At 67.6% G+C, this 16712-nt stretch carries 11 protein-coding genes and 1 pseudogene; 4 read left to right on the top strand and 8 right to left on the bottom strand.

Annotation, left to right across the window (positions count from 1 at the left end; all coding sequences use genetic code 11):
- Window positions 1-217 precede the first annotated feature (217 nt).
- Entirely contained in the window at window positions 218-1531 is a 1314-nt protein-coding gene (locus tag ACGFYV_RS23960) for a tyrosine-type recombinase/integrase (protein ID WP_393880481.1), read from the bottom strand.
- A gap of 224 nt (window positions 1532-1755) precedes the next feature.
- Between ACGFYV_RS23960 and ACGFYV_RS23955 the strand changes: the two genes are divergently transcribed.
- Together ACGFYV_RS23955 and ACGFYV_RS23950 are read left to right on the top strand one after the other, a co-directional pair.
- A complete protein-coding gene (locus ACGFYV_RS23955; RefSeq protein WP_393880480.1) occupies window positions 1756-1983 on the top strand; it encodes a helix-turn-helix domain-containing protein in 228 nt (75 codons plus the stop codon).
- Window positions 1984-2295: 312 nt separating this feature from the next.
- Window positions 2296-2532 carry a hypothetical protein gene (locus ACGFYV_RS23950; protein ID WP_393880479.1) on the top strand — a complete coding sequence of 79 codons (237 nt, stop codon included), beginning with the start codon at window positions 2296-2298 and terminating at the stop codon, window positions 2530-2532.
- A 337-nt stretch (window positions 2533-2869) separates the two neighbouring features.
- On the opposite strand, the pseudogene ACGFYV_RS23945 reads toward ACGFYV_RS23950, so the two are convergent.
- Both ACGFYV_RS23945 and ACGFYV_RS23940 read right to left on the bottom strand, forming a co-directional pair.
- Window positions 2870-2962, bottom strand: a pseudogene (locus tag ACGFYV_RS23945) (hypothetical protein); the annotation flags it as partial.
- Window positions 2963-3018: 56 nt separating this feature from the next.
- Window positions 3019-6183 carry a DEAD/DEAH box helicase gene (locus tag ACGFYV_RS23940; protein ID WP_393880478.1) on the bottom strand — a complete coding sequence of 1055 codons (3165 nt, stop codon included), beginning with the start codon at window positions 6181-6183 and terminating at the stop codon, window positions 3019-3021.
- A 561-nt stretch (window positions 6184-6744) separates the two neighbouring features.
- Between ACGFYV_RS23940 and ACGFYV_RS23935 the strand changes: the two genes are divergently transcribed.
- Entirely contained in the window at window positions 6745-7311 is a 567-nt protein-coding gene (locus tag ACGFYV_RS23935) for a sacsin N-terminal ATP-binding-like domain-containing protein (RefSeq protein ID WP_393880477.1), read from the top strand.
- 126 nt (window positions 7312-7437) lie between these two features.
- A complete protein-coding gene (locus ACGFYV_RS23930; RefSeq protein WP_393880476.1) occupies window positions 7438-11961 on the top strand; it encodes a protein NO VEIN domain-containing protein in 4524 nt (1507 codons plus the stop codon).
- A gap of 108 nt (window positions 11962-12069) precedes the next feature.
- Here the strand turns inward: ACGFYV_RS23930 and ACGFYV_RS23925 are convergent, their stop codons facing one another.
- The 5 genes from ACGFYV_RS23925 to ACGFYV_RS23905 all read right to left on the bottom strand — a co-directional run bounded on the left by ACGFYV_RS23925 (window position 12070) and on the right by ACGFYV_RS23905 (window position 16153).
- Complete coding sequence (locus tag ACGFYV_RS23925; RefSeq protein ID WP_393880475.1) at window positions 12070-12381, bottom strand: hypothetical protein; 312 nt, start codon at window positions 12379-12381, stop codon at window positions 12070-12072.
- A gap of 125 nt (window positions 12382-12506) precedes the next feature.
- Window positions 12507-13361 (bottom strand): hypothetical protein, encoded by an 855-nt coding sequence (locus tag ACGFYV_RS23920; protein WP_393880474.1) that lies wholly within the window; start codon window positions 13359-13361, stop codon window positions 12507-12509.
- 8 nt (window positions 13362-13369) lie between these two features.
- Entirely contained in the window at window positions 13370-14086 is a 717-nt protein-coding gene (locus ACGFYV_RS23915) for a ParA family protein (RefSeq protein ID WP_393880473.1), read from the bottom strand.
- Window positions 14087-14252: 166 nt separating this feature from the next.
- Window positions 14253-14825 (bottom strand): helix-turn-helix domain-containing protein, encoded by a 573-nt coding sequence (locus ACGFYV_RS23910; RefSeq protein ID WP_393880472.1) that lies wholly within the window; start codon window positions 14823-14825, stop codon window positions 14253-14255.
- Window positions 14822-16153 carry a MarR family transcriptional regulator gene (locus tag ACGFYV_RS23905; protein WP_393880471.1) on the bottom strand — a complete coding sequence of 444 codons (1332 nt, stop codon included), beginning with the start codon at window positions 16151-16153 and terminating at the stop codon, window positions 14822-14824. Before ACGFYV_RS23905 ends, ACGFYV_RS23910 begins: the two co-directional genes overlap by 4 nt.
- Window positions 16154-16712 lie beyond the last annotated feature (559 nt).

Below are 16712 nucleotides of genomic sequence, written 5' to 3'. Positions count from 1 at the left end.
CTTGGACGGGAGCACTCGTGCCCAGGTCTTCACCGCGATGTCTCAGCCCAAGGACCACGACGTCTTCGCCGCCCTCGACGGCCTGGTGGTCGGCTGCCACCAGGCACTGCTGTCGCAGCAGAAACTCGACCTCATTCGGAGCTTGCCAACGCCTGGCGTTTGGATCACCGCCGTGCCGAACACGTCCAGATTCTCGGGCGCGGGAGAGGGCAGAGGCTCAGGACGCGGACGACGCGCAAGCCACGCAGGTAGACCCGTTCGGTAACGATGTCGTCGGAGCATCGATGTGCGAGAACGCGGTTCCGAACACCGTGACCATGACCTCCTCCACGGCGAGGGGCGGGTGGGCGTAGGTGTCCCAGGTCTCGGAGAATTTCGCGTGTCGGGATAGAGCTTGCACGGTTTTCGGGTCGTGTTTGCCGGAGCTGCCGAGCGTGGTGGTGTAGAAGTGCTTGAGGTCGTGGAAGCGGGTTCTGTCCGGAAGCCCGGCTTGTTTCACTGCCTTTCGCCATTTCTGATGGAAGTCGCTGATTAGTACGGGCCGGCCATAACGGTTCGTGACGATCAGTCCCTCGTCCGGCGGCTCGGCGTAGCCGCGTGCCCGGCGGCGGCGTTGTGCGGCAGGCGAGACGGGCTCCGGCTCGGAGAACCGTGTCACGTGGTGTAGCAGCCGCTCGATAAGAAAGTGATCCACCGGCAGGGTTGCGTAACTGGCCTTGGTCTTGAGGCGGACGGCCTTGCCGCGCTGCCGTTGCTCTTCGACGTGTAGCAGGTCGTGGTTCCAGGCCACCTGACTTCGCTTCAGCCCGAAGGCCTCGCCCTGGCGCAGTCCGGCGCAGGCTCCGAGCCAGATCAGGACCTCGTAGCGCGGCGCGACCTTCTGCATCGCCGCTGCGACTGCTGCGACCTGTCCAGGTGACAGCGCGACCTTGACGCGGGGGGTGACGTCCGGGAGTTCGATCCTTGCCACGATGTTGGGAGGGAGCGGGATGTCCTCGTCCAGCATGTAATGCACGAGGATGCGCCAGGTCTTGAAGATCTGGACGACGGTGTGGGCCGAGTCGATGCCTTGCTTGTCGAGGAGGTAGTCGACGAAGGCCATGGAATCGGGGCGGCGTAGGCTGTCTGCGGTGCGGTGGCCGGCGAAGGGCAGGATGTGGCTGCGGAGATGGCTTTCGTAGGTGTCGCATGTATTGGCATTCTTCTTCCGCTTACGCCTCCTTATCATTATCTCGGTTGCGAAGTGTTCAACCTGCAGGCTGCCCGGATTTTTGTCGCGCGACGCCTGTCTTTCGGCTTTCGTGAGCACCTTGTCGAGGCAGTCGCGGGCTTCCTGCCAGGTGGCAAAGGCCGGTCGTTTCTCTTTTCCTGAGCAGTCGATGTGCCGGGCCTGCCAGCGATGGCCGCGGCCGTGGTCCGCAGACGGGTACAGAGGCTGCTGTGGCGTGCCGCATCGGCACGGTACGTCACCGCGCTCTGGTTTTGGATATCTCCTGTGCCAGCGATCGAACGGCTCGATTGGCTTGCTCATGCCCCTGCCCTGGAAAACGGAGTTGCGTGCTGGACCTGTCGCCGCCCCTTTCGCACTGGCTTGGCGACGTGCGCGACGGCTTGTCTCCGCCCGCCAGGGCGATGCTGTCCGCTACAATCAGTAATTATGCACAGCTGTTCATGGTGTATGCAAAGGTGTGACGGTCGAGTCGCCGTGTGCCAGCACGTGAACCGTCACCGGACCCGCGACTCCTGTCCCTGGGTATGCAAATCCGTCGCCTCAGAGAGGAGCGGGGATACAGCCTAGAAGAACTCGCAGAACGCAGCGGGCTGAGCTTCCGCGGCCTCATCTATATCGAGCATGGACAGCGCAGCCCCAGCGTTCTTACGCTCTTGGACATCGCTTCAGGGCTCGATGTGGAACCGGGGGAACTTGTTAATCACATCGCCCAGGAAGAATCCGGTAAATCTGCCACTGATGGTACGAGGTGACAATCCGAGGATCGTGATTTTCGTCAGGCGCCCTGGAGTCGTGAACTGTCCATGCTGTCTCGTGGCTCGTCCTGAGGTCCGCGCGATGTGCGGGAATCTGTCTTGCTTCACTGCCGTACGCGGACGGCCTGTTGTGGTGCCGGCTGGGGGCGCTCCCCTTCGATCCCCCTTCCGGTCGCGCGGGTTTGAGGTCCAGAGGGCGGCCCTCCGTACGGGGCAAGCTGTCGAGAGCCGGTACCACGATGACTCCGCGCGGTAGGTCAGCGTGGTAACGGCGGGCCAGTGCGAGAGCTGGAGCACCTCAGGGGTGACATGGCTGAAGCTTCCGTTGGCGTTTCAGGTGGCAGCGATGGCGGGAACGTCCTGTTCGATGCCCACCGTGACGATCCGGAGTTCTGCTCCCGGTTCCTGGCCGACGAGGTCTGCGCCGCAGAGGCCGGCATGGCGGACCGATCCGTGTGGCGGATCTGCCGGGACAACCGCTGGTGGAGCGTGTTCGGAAAGAGGCGAGGCCGGATCAAGAAAGGCCGACCCGCCGGTGCAGGATGACCTCGTCCAGCTTGACTCCAATGTGGCCGGACCGAACCGTCTGTGACTCGCGAAAATTGCCGACATTCCGCAGCAGAAGGGAAGTTGTATTGAGTGCGCTCCAGTCCTCATCTCGCATGATCGTTAACCGATGCCGACATGAGGCGCCTGTTGCTGAGTTCGTCGTTTCGGTACCGCCGTCCGCGCGAGACACGCCGTGCGGGGGTCTCTCGACGAAACTACGTTACGCACGACGATGCCCTCCGGCGAGGCTCATCCCCATGGCGCCCGAAAATCGTCCTAGTTGGGTCCCGCCGCCGTGCATTGCTCCTTGTGGCGGCACCATTGGCCCTGCGCTGCCGTCAGTGTGGGTGATGGTCAGCTTGTGGCCGCCGAGCTCTATGCGGTAGGCGGTGTCGCCGCCGACGTTGATGATGTGCAGGCGTACGGGCCGGTCCCGGTCACGCTCGTACGGATGCGGCACGGGTGTCGGCTCGTCGAATGCGTTCAGGCGCTGCAGTACACGGTGAACGTGCCCCGGGTGAGGGCGTGGACGTACGTCTCGGCGCCGGCCAGTAGCCGTAGGTGCTCCTCGGTGCACGCAGATGCGGACAGCCCGGGCTGGGCGAGCACGGTGTGGACGCGAGGACGCAACTGCGGGGCGAGTTCACGGATCCGGTAGAGCTCCTCGATGCTGCCGACCTCAAAGGGTGAGACGCCGGTGCGGGCCCGGAAGCTTCTGGCGCGTCGGTCCAGATGGTTCAGGAGCGGGCCCAGGTGGTTCTGCCGCCACTTCGCGCCACGGACGGCCTGGCCGCACAGTTCATACAGGTCGGCCACCCGGCCGCCAGGGGTTGGTTCTGAGGAGTACTTGCAGTGGATTAGGGCGACGACGAGTTCGTCACCGTCGATCTTCATTCCGACCAGGTCGGCTGCCTCGCGAGCGCGGTCGTCGTCGATGAGGACGTCGAACTCCTGCGACTGCTGCAGGTGGGCGGATATGTAGGCCTGGATGGAGTCAGGTTCGCGCGTGGCAGTCTGAGACTCCTTCTGGATGTCCACCCCGGCCCAGCTCAGGACGGTCAATCGTCTGCGGTCGAAGGGATCGAGATCTTTGCGCGGGGCGAGCAGCCGGTCCTCGCCGGTGATCATCTTGTCGCCCGCCAGGAACAGAGTGGGCTTGTTCCGATTGATCCATTCCTCAAGCGAATACTCGTGGATTCCGGAGCGGACACGCCCGTCCAACTCGCTGGGGGCGTAGGTCAGACCGGTGTCGGTGAAGTCGGCACCATAGGCGATCTGCCATGCAGGAGTGGTCAGACGGATCCGGAAGGGGCCGGTAGGGGAGTGGTCTGCCACTTCCAGAGTGACGTCGACGGCGGAGTAGGCGGTGCCGGCCTGGGAGATCTGCGGGCCGGGTCCGTTGCCGGTGAACAGCGGCCAGGGCCATTCAGCCGCGATGAGTACACCCTCGGGGCGTTCGGTGAGGTCCTCGGGAAAGATGAACCCGTCCATGACGGTGGCCAGGTCGATGCTGGAGTCGGTGAGCTTGGCCCCCTGCTCGTCACACCAGTCGGTCCAGGCTTTGAGGTTGGGGGCGGTCTGCATCGACCAGAACCGTCCTGACAAGGCGCCGCTGATGGTGGTCTTCTCCCCGTTGCGGAATCCGGAGGCGGCAATGTGGGTCTGGCTCTTGCCCTGCCGGTCGGCGGTGGTCAGCGCCTCGTAGACGTCGCTACCCACATGCATGGAGAACCGATTGAAGTGGTCCCGTGAATCCAGCAGGCCCACGTTGGTGGGGATCAGGCGCTCCATGTGACCCAGCACCCTGAAGGTCGGCATACCGGTGACCGGCCGGGAGCCCATGCCCAGGACGGCCTGGGCGAGTTCCCGGTAGTCGCCGGTGTTGTTCGAGCCATGGATGTAGAGCAGGCCTCGGCCACGGCTGAAGTACATGACGATCAGCTCGTAGGTGACCTGCTCCAGGGCCTGAGGGGCTCCCCAGCGCACTTCGCTGCGGTTCTCCACCACGAACCAGGCAACGGTGGAAGCCGTGTTGACTGCGATGGTGCTGTCCAGGACCCGATCGTCGCCGTAGACCTCCAACGCCCGTTCGGGAGTCCAAGCATGGCCAGGAGCTCTGTGAGCGATGGCGCTCATTTTGGGTTCCAGCACCGCGACCGACACCTCTTCCGGGGCATCGGTGAAGGACGCCTCGAAGCCGCTGATCTCCTCCATGCTCGCCGTGGCCCGTTCGGTGATGTCATGCAGGATCGTGTCCCAGTCAGCATCCTCGCGCAGCAGTTCACGCAGCGGCGACAGCGCCACCGACGGATCACGGGCCACGAACACCGAGGCCGTTCCGATCGTCGAGCCCGCGGAAGTGGACCGGGTGAACCGCCCAATGAACTGGATCATCGGGCTCAGGCTCTTCTTCACGTCGTGCAGTGCGGCGATCTTCAGGGCCGGCAAGTCGAAGCCCTCACCGAGCATGTCGACGCAGACCACGATCCTGCACGACCGATCTGCCAGAGCGGCCAACGCCGCACGCCGCGCTCTGGCCGCCACCCTCTCGTGCAGAACCGTCGGATTCAGGTCCGGCGCGAGTGCCTGATAGAGCTCGCCGAGTTCCTTGGCCCGCGCGATGCTCCTCGCCCTCACCATCACGATGTGATCCAGCCCTGCAGCCCGGTCCTCGCGCAGCTGTCCTACCGCCAGCTTCGCGAGCTCTCGGTCAGTGTCCTCCAGACTGAGCACGGCCCGGTAGTTGATGGGGGTGAAGTACCCGTCCCGTTGGGCCTCCCGTAGCGGGAACCGAAAGATCGTCCGCCCGGCCATGGGCCGCCCGTCCTCTCTGAACGGGGTGGCGGTGAACAGCAGGACACGCCGATCGGCGAAGGCGTCGACAATGCGTGACCAGCTCGGCGCCGGTGCGTGGTGGGCCTCATCGACCACCAGGTGACTGAACGCGGCCAGCAGGGCGTTGCGAGCCCCCGGCTCGCAGGCCTGAAGTGCATGCGGGGTTGCGACCACCACGTTGCAGGCAGAGGCGAACGCTGCAGCGTTGGAGACGTCGTGGAAGCCGTGCTGGAGTTTTCCCACCACGGGGCGCATCACGCTCGGAGTGACAATCTGGTGCGTGTGCAGGATGCCGAGTGACTCGAACTTCGCCGCAATTTGATCACGCAGCGCCGCAGTCGGCACCAGCACCAGCAGACGCTCAGGACGGGCGGCCACAAGTAGTGCGAGCATCGTCTCCGTTTTGCCCGTTCCGGTGGGCATCACCACGATTCCCGGAGCCGTCACCCCGGAGGCCCAGTAGCCGATCACCGAGTGCAGGGCACCGATCTGGGGACGTCGCAGGGCGTGCGGTTCGGCGTGGTCGCGGAACCCGATGCCGTCAACAAACGAGGCCAGTACCGTCTGCGGCGAGCGAAGTACCGTGTCGCCAATCCACCCCACCCGCCCGCCCGTTCTGACGGTGGGTATGACAGCCGTCAGCTGCACAGGCTCCCCGCCTCCGGTTCGTATCGCAGGCCACCTGCCCTGGACGCTGGCTACCTCCAGCCCGTTGGCTGCCTCCACCACACCCAAAGTGCCCGAGGGCACCAGTAGTTGGCGCACCACATTGCGACCGAAGACGATCTGCTGGGCCCACACTTTGGTGGTCACGACGTGCACACGTGCTCCTGTTCCTCACCAGTCCGGACTGGCAGCCCAGTCGCCCCAGTGCTCTCACCTAGCCACCGCGCCTCTTACAACGCGTCAGCAGGGATTCAACCGATATACACCCATGAGTCGGCCATCGCACCCCATATGCCGGGTGACCTGCCTCCAGCCCCCAGTGAGACTGGGCCCTCACCGGGGCACTGCGGAGACGTCGCCAAGACCGCATAGGCGATAGAAAACGCTCTTACCTCTACACGTAGTAGGCGCAGTGGGAGGCGATTCGAGCGCTCGGCGGGACGTGCTTGAGGATGGAACGAGGCCCTTGCCGATCGGGCGGAGGAGAAGGTCTTCGAGGGCGGTCCGTACCGGTCGGCAGGGTGAGGAGCCCTCGCCGACCACGGTGCCTCGGGTTGTGCATCCGAATGTCAGTCGTCACCCCTATCTTCGGCATCAGTACATTCAGGGGCTCTTGGGGGAACGGTGACCGACGGACAGAGGCGAGCGAAGCGGTCCACGGGCTCCGGCGGCTCGGCCAGGCGTAAGCGGGTCGTAGCGACGGCGGTCATGGAGGCCGAGGGATGTCTCGCCGACCTGAAGCGCGGACGTCGCGCCGCTCTCGAAATCAAGGAAATCACCGAGCGGATGCTCTCGCCCGAGTACAAGGGGCGTGTGCTCGTCGAACTGCTCCAGAACGCACATGACGCGCACCCCGCCCGGGACGGCGGGGGTCGCGTCGAGATCGTGCTCGACGAGGACGAGGGCGAGCACGGAGTTCTGTACGTGGCGAACGGCGGCAGGCCCCTCGGGTACAAGAACTTCGAGGCGCTGTGCAGCATTGGCCTGTCGAGTAAGCGCCCCGACGAGGGCATCGGCCACAAGGGCGTCGGATTCAAGAGCGTCCTGCAACTCAGCGCCGCCCCCGAGTTGTACAGCGTCGTGGGATCCACCTCCAAGGCCTTCGACGGGTTCTGTTTCCGCTTCGCCCGGGATGACGACTTCGAATGGCTGGCGGACCAGGCCGCACCTGGCATCACGGAAGCCGCTGGCCAACTGCGCGCAAACCTCTCGTCGTTGAAGGTCCCGGTGCCGGTGGACGATGTCCCGGCCGCGGTGGTGCGCTTCCGCAGATGAGGGCTGGTGACCGTGGTCCGACTCCCGCTCCGGAACGCCGACGCGAGGCAAGAAGCGTCACGCCAGCTGCGTGAACTGACAGATGACGGGGCGCCGTTCGAACTCTTCCTGGACCGTCTTGGCAAAGTGACCGTGACACACCGGGTGGGTGGCCGGGGGCGCCCCAGCGTCTACACACGCAAGGTAGACCCCCTCTTCACCGCTCCCGGCCTGAAGATCCAGCAGATCACCCTGCGCCGCCGCATACGCCTGATCATGGTGACGGCCGCCGTGCACCGTGAACGCGCGCACGAGGCCATTGCCGTAGGCCGCGAATCAGGACCACTGACGGACGGCTGGCAGGCGCTGGGCGACTCGGCTGTGGTCAGCGTGGCAGTGCCCGCGGGCGAGCCGCTGGAGCGCGGCAGGCTCTATACCTTCCTGCCCATGGGGGCACAGCCGACCTGCCCGGTGCGCGGGTTCCTCAACGCTCCTTTCCACACGGACGTGAGCCGACGCACCATGGCGGAGTCCACGCAGTGGAACGACCTGCTGCTCGACACCGTGGCCGAGGCCTGCGCACAGGCGGCCGTGCTGGTCGACGAGGGACGCGTCGCCCTGCCCGCAGGTGCCCTGGTCGACCTGATGTGCTGGGAGCACGACCAGGCTCGGCGCCTGGAACTGGCCTTCAAGGCACAGGACCGTGAGTTCGACGACCTGCCGTTCATGCCGGTACTGCACCCCACGGGGGCCCGCACCTCGTACCGCCACGGCTACCTGTGGCACGGCCCCGACCAGGCCCGCGTGTTCACACCGCAGGCCGTGGCCGCCGCCGGGGTCCGGCAGGTGATCGACCCTCAGCTCCACCCCCTGCGCGCCGAGCGGCTGGTTGCGCTGGGTACGGCGCGTGGACTGGGGCTCCTCCCGCCTGCCTCCGTGCTCGCCCGCTGGGCGGAGAGCGTTGCATCGGCCCTCACCCAGAGGGAGTTCGATGCGGGGAAGTGGGCGGACTATTACCACGACCTCTCGGTCTGCTTCGCCCGCACCGGCGAGGAGCTGAAGGGCAGGAAGATTGTCCTCACGACCGATGGGAAGCCGGCTCCGGCTGGCGATCCCGGGCTGTTCTTCCGCCGCTCGGACGGTCCGTCCGCATCGCTGCCCGATCTTCCGCCTGGACTCGCGAACAGCATCTCCTTCGTCCACGCGGAGATCGCCTGGACGGGACGGAGGACGAGCCGGCGCTCCCGCGGCCGCACCTGGCTGGAGGAACAGGGGCTGGTACGCGACTACAGTCCGCAAGCCCTCCTGGACGTGCTGGGCGAAGCCATGCGCAAGGACCGTGAGGACGACGACGCCCTGCGCGAGCACCTTCTGTTCGCCTGCGCTCTGTGGGCGTCCTCCCTGGATGGGCACGGCAAGGGGCCTGTGATCAAAGGGTTGCTGGTGCCGGGCCGCAAGGGCTGGGTGCCCGCGACGGAGGCCATGTTCGGCGACGGCTGGACAGGAGGACACAGCGGGATCGACCGGACGCTGACCCGCTTTCTCGACCGTACCGAGGGAGTTTCCCGTGCTCTGGCCGCCGCCACCGACCGGGTTGTCCGTCCTGCTGAGGGCGTCTGCGCCGGCACCCGGACCGACGCACAGACCCTGCGGCGCTTCCTCGAACAGCAGGGTGTCCGCCACGGCCTGCTACCGACCTACGTGGCAACATCACAGGCGGTGAAGGGTCAGCAACTCAACCACCCCTCCGTCTTTCCCGGACTGTGGGCACTGAGCCTGAGCCAGGACGAGCGGGCCCAATGGCGGTCGACCGCCGAGCGCTGGCCCAAGCGCCGCGACGACCTCTACCTGACTGTCGAATACCGCCCGACCCGCAAGAGAGTGGCCATGCTCCCCGGCCCGCGGGAGTACGCCGCATTCGACGAGGAGAGCCGCCGACTCTACGCCGAGCTGATCGTCCACGGTCTGGACACCTGGCCCGCCGACGCCCTTGAATTGCGCTTCGCGGGCGGCTCGGACCGGCAGGGCACACCGTGGCCCACCCCGCTGGCAGCCTTCCTGAGCCGAGTGCCGTGGATTCCCCAGACGGGCGACGACGAGGACGCCCCCGATTTCACCACGGCCGGCCTGGCGTGGTGGTGGGCCGCGGCGGAGGCACCGCCCCCCTTCCTCACCGTTGCCTCCGCTGCACTGCGCAGACGACAGTCGGACCGCGTCCTCAGACGCCTGCGCCTGCTCGGAGTACGCCGCTGGGACGGCCCGGAGACCGCCGGTGACCGGCTGCGCCACCTGCCCACCCTGCTGCGCCGCATGCCCCGGCTTAGGCAGGGTCGCCTCGGACACCTTCTGGGCAGGGCCTACGAACAGGCCTGGGCCGATCTGCTGCCCCCGCACCAGACCGGCCCAGGCTGGCACGCCGGACACCTGCCCGAACTCCTTGTGAGTAGGGCCGGGATGCTGGACGTCCTCCCGGCCGGATGCGAAGCCGAACCGGTCTACGTGCCCGATGTGGCGGGAACTCAGAACCGCAGACTGCTCGACCAGGTGCCTGTGCCTGTCCTCCCCGTCGACGACCGGGCTCTGGGCCGACGTGTTCACGCCCACCTGGTGGCACAGGGACGCCACCCGGTCCGCGGGACGAGCGAGGCGGAGATCGACATCCGCGTGGATCTGCTGCCGATCGCCGACGCACCTCGCACTCCGCTGCTCACCCTGGCCGGACCCTGGCTGCACACCCTCCTGGCCGCGCTGGTGGAATTCGACGACGACCGGTCTTCCCGCCCCGACGCACCCACCGCACCCCATGTACGACGACGGCTGGAGACCTGCGGTGCCGTGTCCGCCCGCACCACCGTCACACACATAGCCGGACACACCCTCGAAGGCCCCGGCGACGACCGCTCCCTCCTGTACGACGATCCGGAGGAACCCTGCCTCGTTGTCGTGTGCGCGCAGCCGTCCTCCGACTGGCACGTGCTCCAGACCGCCTCCACCGCCCTGAGTACCCTGATCGGCGCCCCGTATCTGGCCACGTCGGTACGGCTGGCACTCATCGAACTGGAGCGCCGTGACCGTTCCGTCACGGACGTCATCGACTCGGACATCGCCGCCGTGGTCGGCATCTCACCGCAGCGGCTGGAGGCCGTCCTCGCCGACCGTGCCTCTATCCGCTCCGGCAGCGCCCGTCTCGTCCCCCTGCTCGCCTGCGTCGCCCCCGACCTCGCCGACGAACTGCGGCGCGGACAGGAGGACCTGCACGACCGCGAAGAACTCCACGACTGGCTCGTGACGCGACTCGATCTCGACCGCGCCGACCACCTGCTAGCGCTCGTGGACGAGAATGACTGGCAGCGGAAGCTGTCCGCCCTGGGTGTGCCCCTGGTCGAGGCCAACAGGGCCTGGCAGGCACTGGGCCTGCCGACGGTCGACAACTCGGAGACCCACCAACGGCAGTTCCAGGCCTGGTTGCAGCAGAACCGGGCCCGACTGGCCGACAGAGTTCGTGACGCGTACGTGACGACCCACAAGGCGGGCAGCCCCCTCACAGAGTACGTACGGCTCCGCTCATTCCCCGGACTGGAGCCGGACCCCCAGTGGGGACTCGCCCACTGGGATCTCACCACCGACCTGCTCGACGCCCAGGCCGAGGCATGGGCCGCCACCCACCTGCCTCCGGCGCCGACCCGGCAGTACCCGCCGCGTCCGGTGGCAGAGGTCCACGAGGGGTGCGTCGACACCGTCCACACGCTCCTTCCCCGCCTGCGCGCAAGGATGGAGGCATGGCTCAACCGCCAGGGCCACGAAGGCCCCTCGCTGCCGTCGGCCACTGAGGTCGCGTCGGCGATGGACGCCGAAGGCCGGCTCGACTTCGAACCGATCGGCGTCCGTACGCTGATCGCTTGGCTCCAGACCCATGGTCACTGGCCCGAGGGCATGCCCGCCACGGACCGGGCGGCCGACCTGGGCCTCAACGACCCCCCACCCCTCAGACCGGTCCAACCCGGCGGCAGCACCCCTCTCCGGCCCACTCCGGGTCCATCGCTCCTCCTCAACGGCCGCGCGCTCCCGATCAGCCCGGACAACCTGCGTGATCTCGCACGGCAGATCGCCGCCGACCTCACCCCCGACCAACTCGCCGCCTCCCCGCATCCCGGCACACCGTCGGCACCTGCACTCCCGAGACAACGAACCACCTCCGCGGTCGCCGGTCGCGGCGGGGGATACCGGGCCGTCCCTCGGGACCCGCAGAAGGACAGGGCCGTCGGACTCGCAGGAGAGGTGGCAGTGGCCGCTTGGTTGGAGCGGCAGTACGGCGTCCCCCGCGAGGAATCCTGGAAGTCCGGGCTACGCCAATACGTCTTCGCCGACGGCTCGGGCGACGACAGCCTCGGCTACGACTTCCTCATCTACGACGGGGATCGCACCCTCCTGTACGAGGTGAAGGCCTCGACTGGGGACAGGGGCGAGTTCGAACTCGGCGAGTCCGAAGTGGAACGAGCAAGTCGCCTTCGCCCGGATGAGACGTACACCATCGTCTACGTCTCCCGCGTCCTCGACGGCACCCACCGACGCATCACCCCTCTCCCCAACCCGTTCAGCGCCCCCGGTCTCGCCGGCTACCGTCTCGTCGGCACGGCCATGCGTCTGCGGTTCGAACTGCCGCCGGGGTGACCGGGACCATCCCGTAGGCGAACGAGGTCGAGCTGCGCCCATGTTGTCTGATCTCTGGCGACAACGGGCAATGAGCCCCGTGACGCGGCAGTTGGGTCACCCAAGGGATCACCGGGCCTCGGCGTTGGGCGACGTGAGGTCGGGTGGGTAGCCCTTAGCACGGAGCCAGGTGTCGAGGGCGAGGGCGACGATGTCGCCGTGGGGCACGTCGTGGTCGGCGTTGTAGCGGCGGATGCGTTTTTGGAGCTGAAGGACATCGGGAACGGCGTAGTTGAGCTGTCCGCGATGGGTACGGCGATTGCTGATGATCTCTAGCGTGTTCGGGTGGGGCGTGAAGGGGTCGTCGACGGGCTGGGACTGCGCTTCCAAGGCGTCGGCCAGCTCACGCAGTCGTCGGGCTTGATAGGCGAGGTCGGGCACGAGCTGCTCCGGTTGGTCCGGATAGGCGGATAGCTAGCCGCCTATTGGATTAGTCGAATAGTCGGGCGTGCGGGTGGCCGCCCACTCCCTACGAGGGGCGGCCACCCCAGGCGATGCACGCTGCGTCAAAATCCGCGGGTGGTGAGCCATTCGTCCAGCGCGACGGAGACGATGTCGCCGATGGGCAGGTGGTCGAGTTCGTTGTCCAGCGCGAAGCGCTTGAGCCGCTTCTTCAGCTTCAGCGCCGCGGGGACGGACGAGTCGAGGCTCTCGCGCGTGATGATGCGCTGGTTGAGGATCACGGCCGTCGCGGGGATGTCCTTCGGGCGGCCGGGACCGTGAGCCCACGGCGTTCCCTCGCTCGATGCTTCCTCCGGTCGCACGTACTGCTCCTGGTGAGATCCCGGACCATCGCTCCGCACCGGGAACGCGGTACCGCCCGCGACCGGAGAAGCTGCCGGACGGACTGCTACCTCTGCGGCCGGGGGCCTGTCAGGAGCCGCGGACGTGATGGGGGAGTGGCCGTGTCGCGCAGCGGGTTCGGTCGGTTGCGCGGGCCGCACCGCTGGAGCTGCAGGTTCGGCAGCCGGAGGCACATGCTGCACTTGTCGCTCCACCCGCTCCTCAGCGGTTTCCATCCCCGCCTCGGGGGCGACGAAGGCGGTGCGCACCGGCTGACTGGTGACCGGCTCCCGCACCGGGCCGCTCGATACCACCTCGATGGTCGGCTGGGTGGAGGTCTGTGTCTCTTCGGGCGCTGCTGCGATCCGGCCCTGCTTCGAAGCCTCGTCGAGGACGGTGGAAGGAGCAGGCTCGCCTTTCGGCGGTTCGGTGGTGAGACGGCCTGGGTCCTTGGGGGTGGCCTGTTCAGCGGCGTACTGCTCGGGGGTGAGCTCGGCGGTCGGGGGAGGAGGCGGAGGGGTGGTCTTCTTGGTGCCGCCCAAGGTACGGCCGCCCGTGCGGCGCGCCGGGGGCTTCATACGTTCGGTCATGCTGCGGTCAGCTCCTTCATCAGCTCGGCGTACTCGCTCAGTTCGGTCGGGATCTCGCCGAAGGCCTCCATGTAGTGCACCCAGGAGTGGATGGTGGTCTCGGCGAGCGGGAACGCCTCGTCGCGGTCCGGGCCGATGCCCTCGCCCTGGGCGGGGTCGAGGAGCTGGTCCTTTGCCCGACTGGGCAGGCTGGTGCGGTCGTCGGCCTTGACCATGACGACGTGGGCGGTGACGCCGTGCTCGTTGCGTGCGGCGGCGCGCTCGGCCTCGTCGAAGGTGGCCACGAGCTTGCGGCGCTCGATCTTGGTGGGGGCGACCGGCACGAGCAGCAGGTTCGCCTCGGTAACAGCCTCGTGGAAGATGCGGGCGCTGCCGCCGCCGGCGTCGACGACGATCGCGCCGAACTCAGCGCGCTTGACCCGGATGTACTCGGCGATGTCGTCGAACGGGTACCGCTCGACAACCAGGTTCTCGGGAATCTCGAAGCCGGCGGCCTGGGCGACCTTGAACCAGTCGTAGGCGGACTGGCTGGTGGCGTCGGCGTCCAGCAGCAACGTGGGCAGGCCGAGGACGACGACGTAGTAGAGGGCGATGAACCAGGCCGAGGTGGTCTTGCCGGTGCCGCCCTTGAGCATGCCGACGACGATCACGAACGCGTCCCAGGCGCTCGTTGTGGCCGCGGCCAGGGTCTTGTGGCGGGTGTTCTCGTTCACGTGTGCTTGATCTCCTGATTGGGGGAAGGGGTGTCGTTTCGTGCGCGCGTCGGCGAGCAGGCCGACGACGGCGGTGCTCGTGCTGTCCTGTCGCAGCCGGAATGGCGCACGAACGCCTGCTTGATCTGCCAGGCGCCGTGGGGGACACCTGTGAGAACGCGGGGGCTCATGGCCGCTCCCTCGTGTCGCGGGCCGGTCCGTGCTTGTGCTGGGGCCGCATGCGAGTGCCTGCTTGGTGCAGGAGCCGATACACGGTGGCGACGGAGTAGCTGTGCTCGCGCGCGAGTTCCGGCACCGTGGCTCCGGCCTCGTACCGGGCCCGCAGGGACAGCGCGACCTTGTACCGGTCGGCGGCCCGGGCCGTCGCGCGCATCCGCAGGGTCTGCTGGGTGGTGCGCACGGTGCCGCCGGCCTCGATCAGCAGGCGCCGGGCACCGCGCCGCGTCTCTCCCGCAGCCGCGGCGAGTTCGGTGAGGGTGGCGCCGTGCTGCTCGTACAGGGTGCGCAGGTGGGCCGCGAGGCGCTGGCGGGCTTGGGGGTTCTGCCGCATCCGGCGGGTCTGCCAGGAGGTGCGCATGACGGTCCCGGCGTCGTGCAGCCGGTTGAGGACCGTGCCGTAGGACAGCCCACTGACGGTGACGAGTTCGTCGACCGTGGCGCCGGACTCGTACTGCTTGCGCAGGGCTTGGGGCGTCGCCTCCTTGCTCGCGTCGGAGGTGATCGGGGGTTCTGGGTTCATGCGACGGACTCCCATTCGCTGAGGGCTTCGGCATGGGCGGCGGCCAGCTCGTCGTAACTGCGCTGGTCGGCGGGCGTGATGAGGATCAGCAGGCCGTCGGTGGCGACCCGCCAGTCGGCGGCCGGGCGACCCGTGAGCGGGTCGAGGACGCGCCCGTCGGGGGTGTGCCGCGTCGCCGGGATCTCGTCGGGGCGCGGCATGGGTACCAGGACCTGACGGTCGTCGCGGACGATCACCACGGCCCTGCTGCGGTGCTCCGCAAACCGGCCCAGTGCCTGCTGGTAGATCGCCCGCTGTGCCGTGTGCAGGGCCTTGCGCCGGGCCGCGATGCCCCATGCGCCGAGTTGCTCGGCGATGTTGGCCCAGCCCTGTGCCAGGGTGTGGCCGTTGCCAGCTTCGTCCGGGAGGCCGAGTCCGAAGCCCTCCAGAGCACGTGGCGCGAGGGTCCAGGTCTCTCCGGTGTGCTGGACGAGACCGTGGTCGGCGAGGCGTTTCAGGGTCCGGTAGGTGGTGGCGCGTGAGACCGAGGACGTACCGACGAGCTCGGCAGCGGTCTGGTGGGGGTGCTGGTGCAAGGCGCTGATGATCACGAGGGCGGCGCTGCCGAGGGCGTCGTGGGCGAAGGCGTCGTGGCCCATGAGTTGGCCGAGGACGGTGGAGTCGATGTCGGCCGTCGCGGCCGTCTCAGGGGTGGTCCACTCCTCAAGTGCCGGGTCGGGGGGGAACTGAGTGGACCGGAAACGAGACAGCAGAGCGTGGTCGCCGTGTCCGGGCATGGTGCCCTCGCCGAGGTACCAGGTGGAGCCCTCCCGGCCATGGCCCACCCGCAGACGTCGCAGCCAGCCCTGTGGCCGGAGGACGGTCTCGTAGACGAACCGCAGGGTGGTGCGGGAGACCCCGGCTTCCTCCGCGGTCTGCCGCTCACTGGCGTGGTGCAGGGGGCCGCCCGCGATCTCGGCGAAGTTCAGGTGCGCCCGCAGCACCCGCAGCGCGGTCCGTCCCCGCTCCCCGCGCCACGGTGTCGTCTCGATCCGGTCGCGCAGTGCGGCGAGGACCTCGTACGCCTCGTGCCGGGAACTCAGCGCGATGGTGGTGCTGATTGCGTCCGAGGCGCTGGCCCACACCCGGCGGATGTAGTCCAGGGCGCGCGACTGACCGGAACGCAGTGCGATGTTGCGGGTGTGCCGTCCGCCTTCGTGCTCGGGGTGCAGCAGGAGCTGAGTGAGCTGGTCGACGGTGCCGCCGACGCGAGCCACGTGGCAGGCGATGGCCGCGGTGATCCGATGCCCGTGCTCAGCCGCGCCCTGACGGTCCGCGCGCAGGATCACGCTCCGACGGTCGGAGCCGAGCCGGCTGTAGCTTCCCGCCGCGTAGCGGCCGGTGAGGTCTCCGAGCAGAACCAGGTCAGCCGCAGCCGGAGACAGCCGGTGAAGCCCCAGTCGCTCGCTCGGGTGAATGGATCGTCGGGATGGGTCTGCCTGGTGGGTGTGGTGTGGCACTGTGGGGTCGTCTCGCAAAGACGTGGACACCACCCAGGCCCGCTAAAACCACGGGTGGTGTCCGGTACCGACCTCCAATCGGTGCCAGCGAAGCCTCCAGGATGGCCATCCTGGAGGCATTCGTATGCCTGGCTCCGATGCCGGAGGCAGACGTCCCCATCGCGGCTCGACCGAGGTCGATTCGGAGTGCGGTCAGCTGGTTCACGGCCTGATCAACACCGTCCGACCTGGGCCGACTCGGAGCCAGATCAGAGGGCGATTGCCTCTGACTGGCTCCGAGTAGCTCGGGTCGAACCCGGGTCGAATCAGAGCGGTTTCCTCTGACTGCCTCCGATCGCCTCTGCAACCCGACCTAGCAGGTCACAGCCGATCCGGCCCGCGAAAGCGC

This window comes from Streptomyces sp. NPDC048297, from assembly GCF_043201585.1.
GTDB lineage: Bacteria > Actinomycetota > Actinomycetes > Streptomycetales > Streptomycetaceae > Streptomyces.
This window is presented reverse-complemented; position numbering and strand designations above follow the sequence as displayed.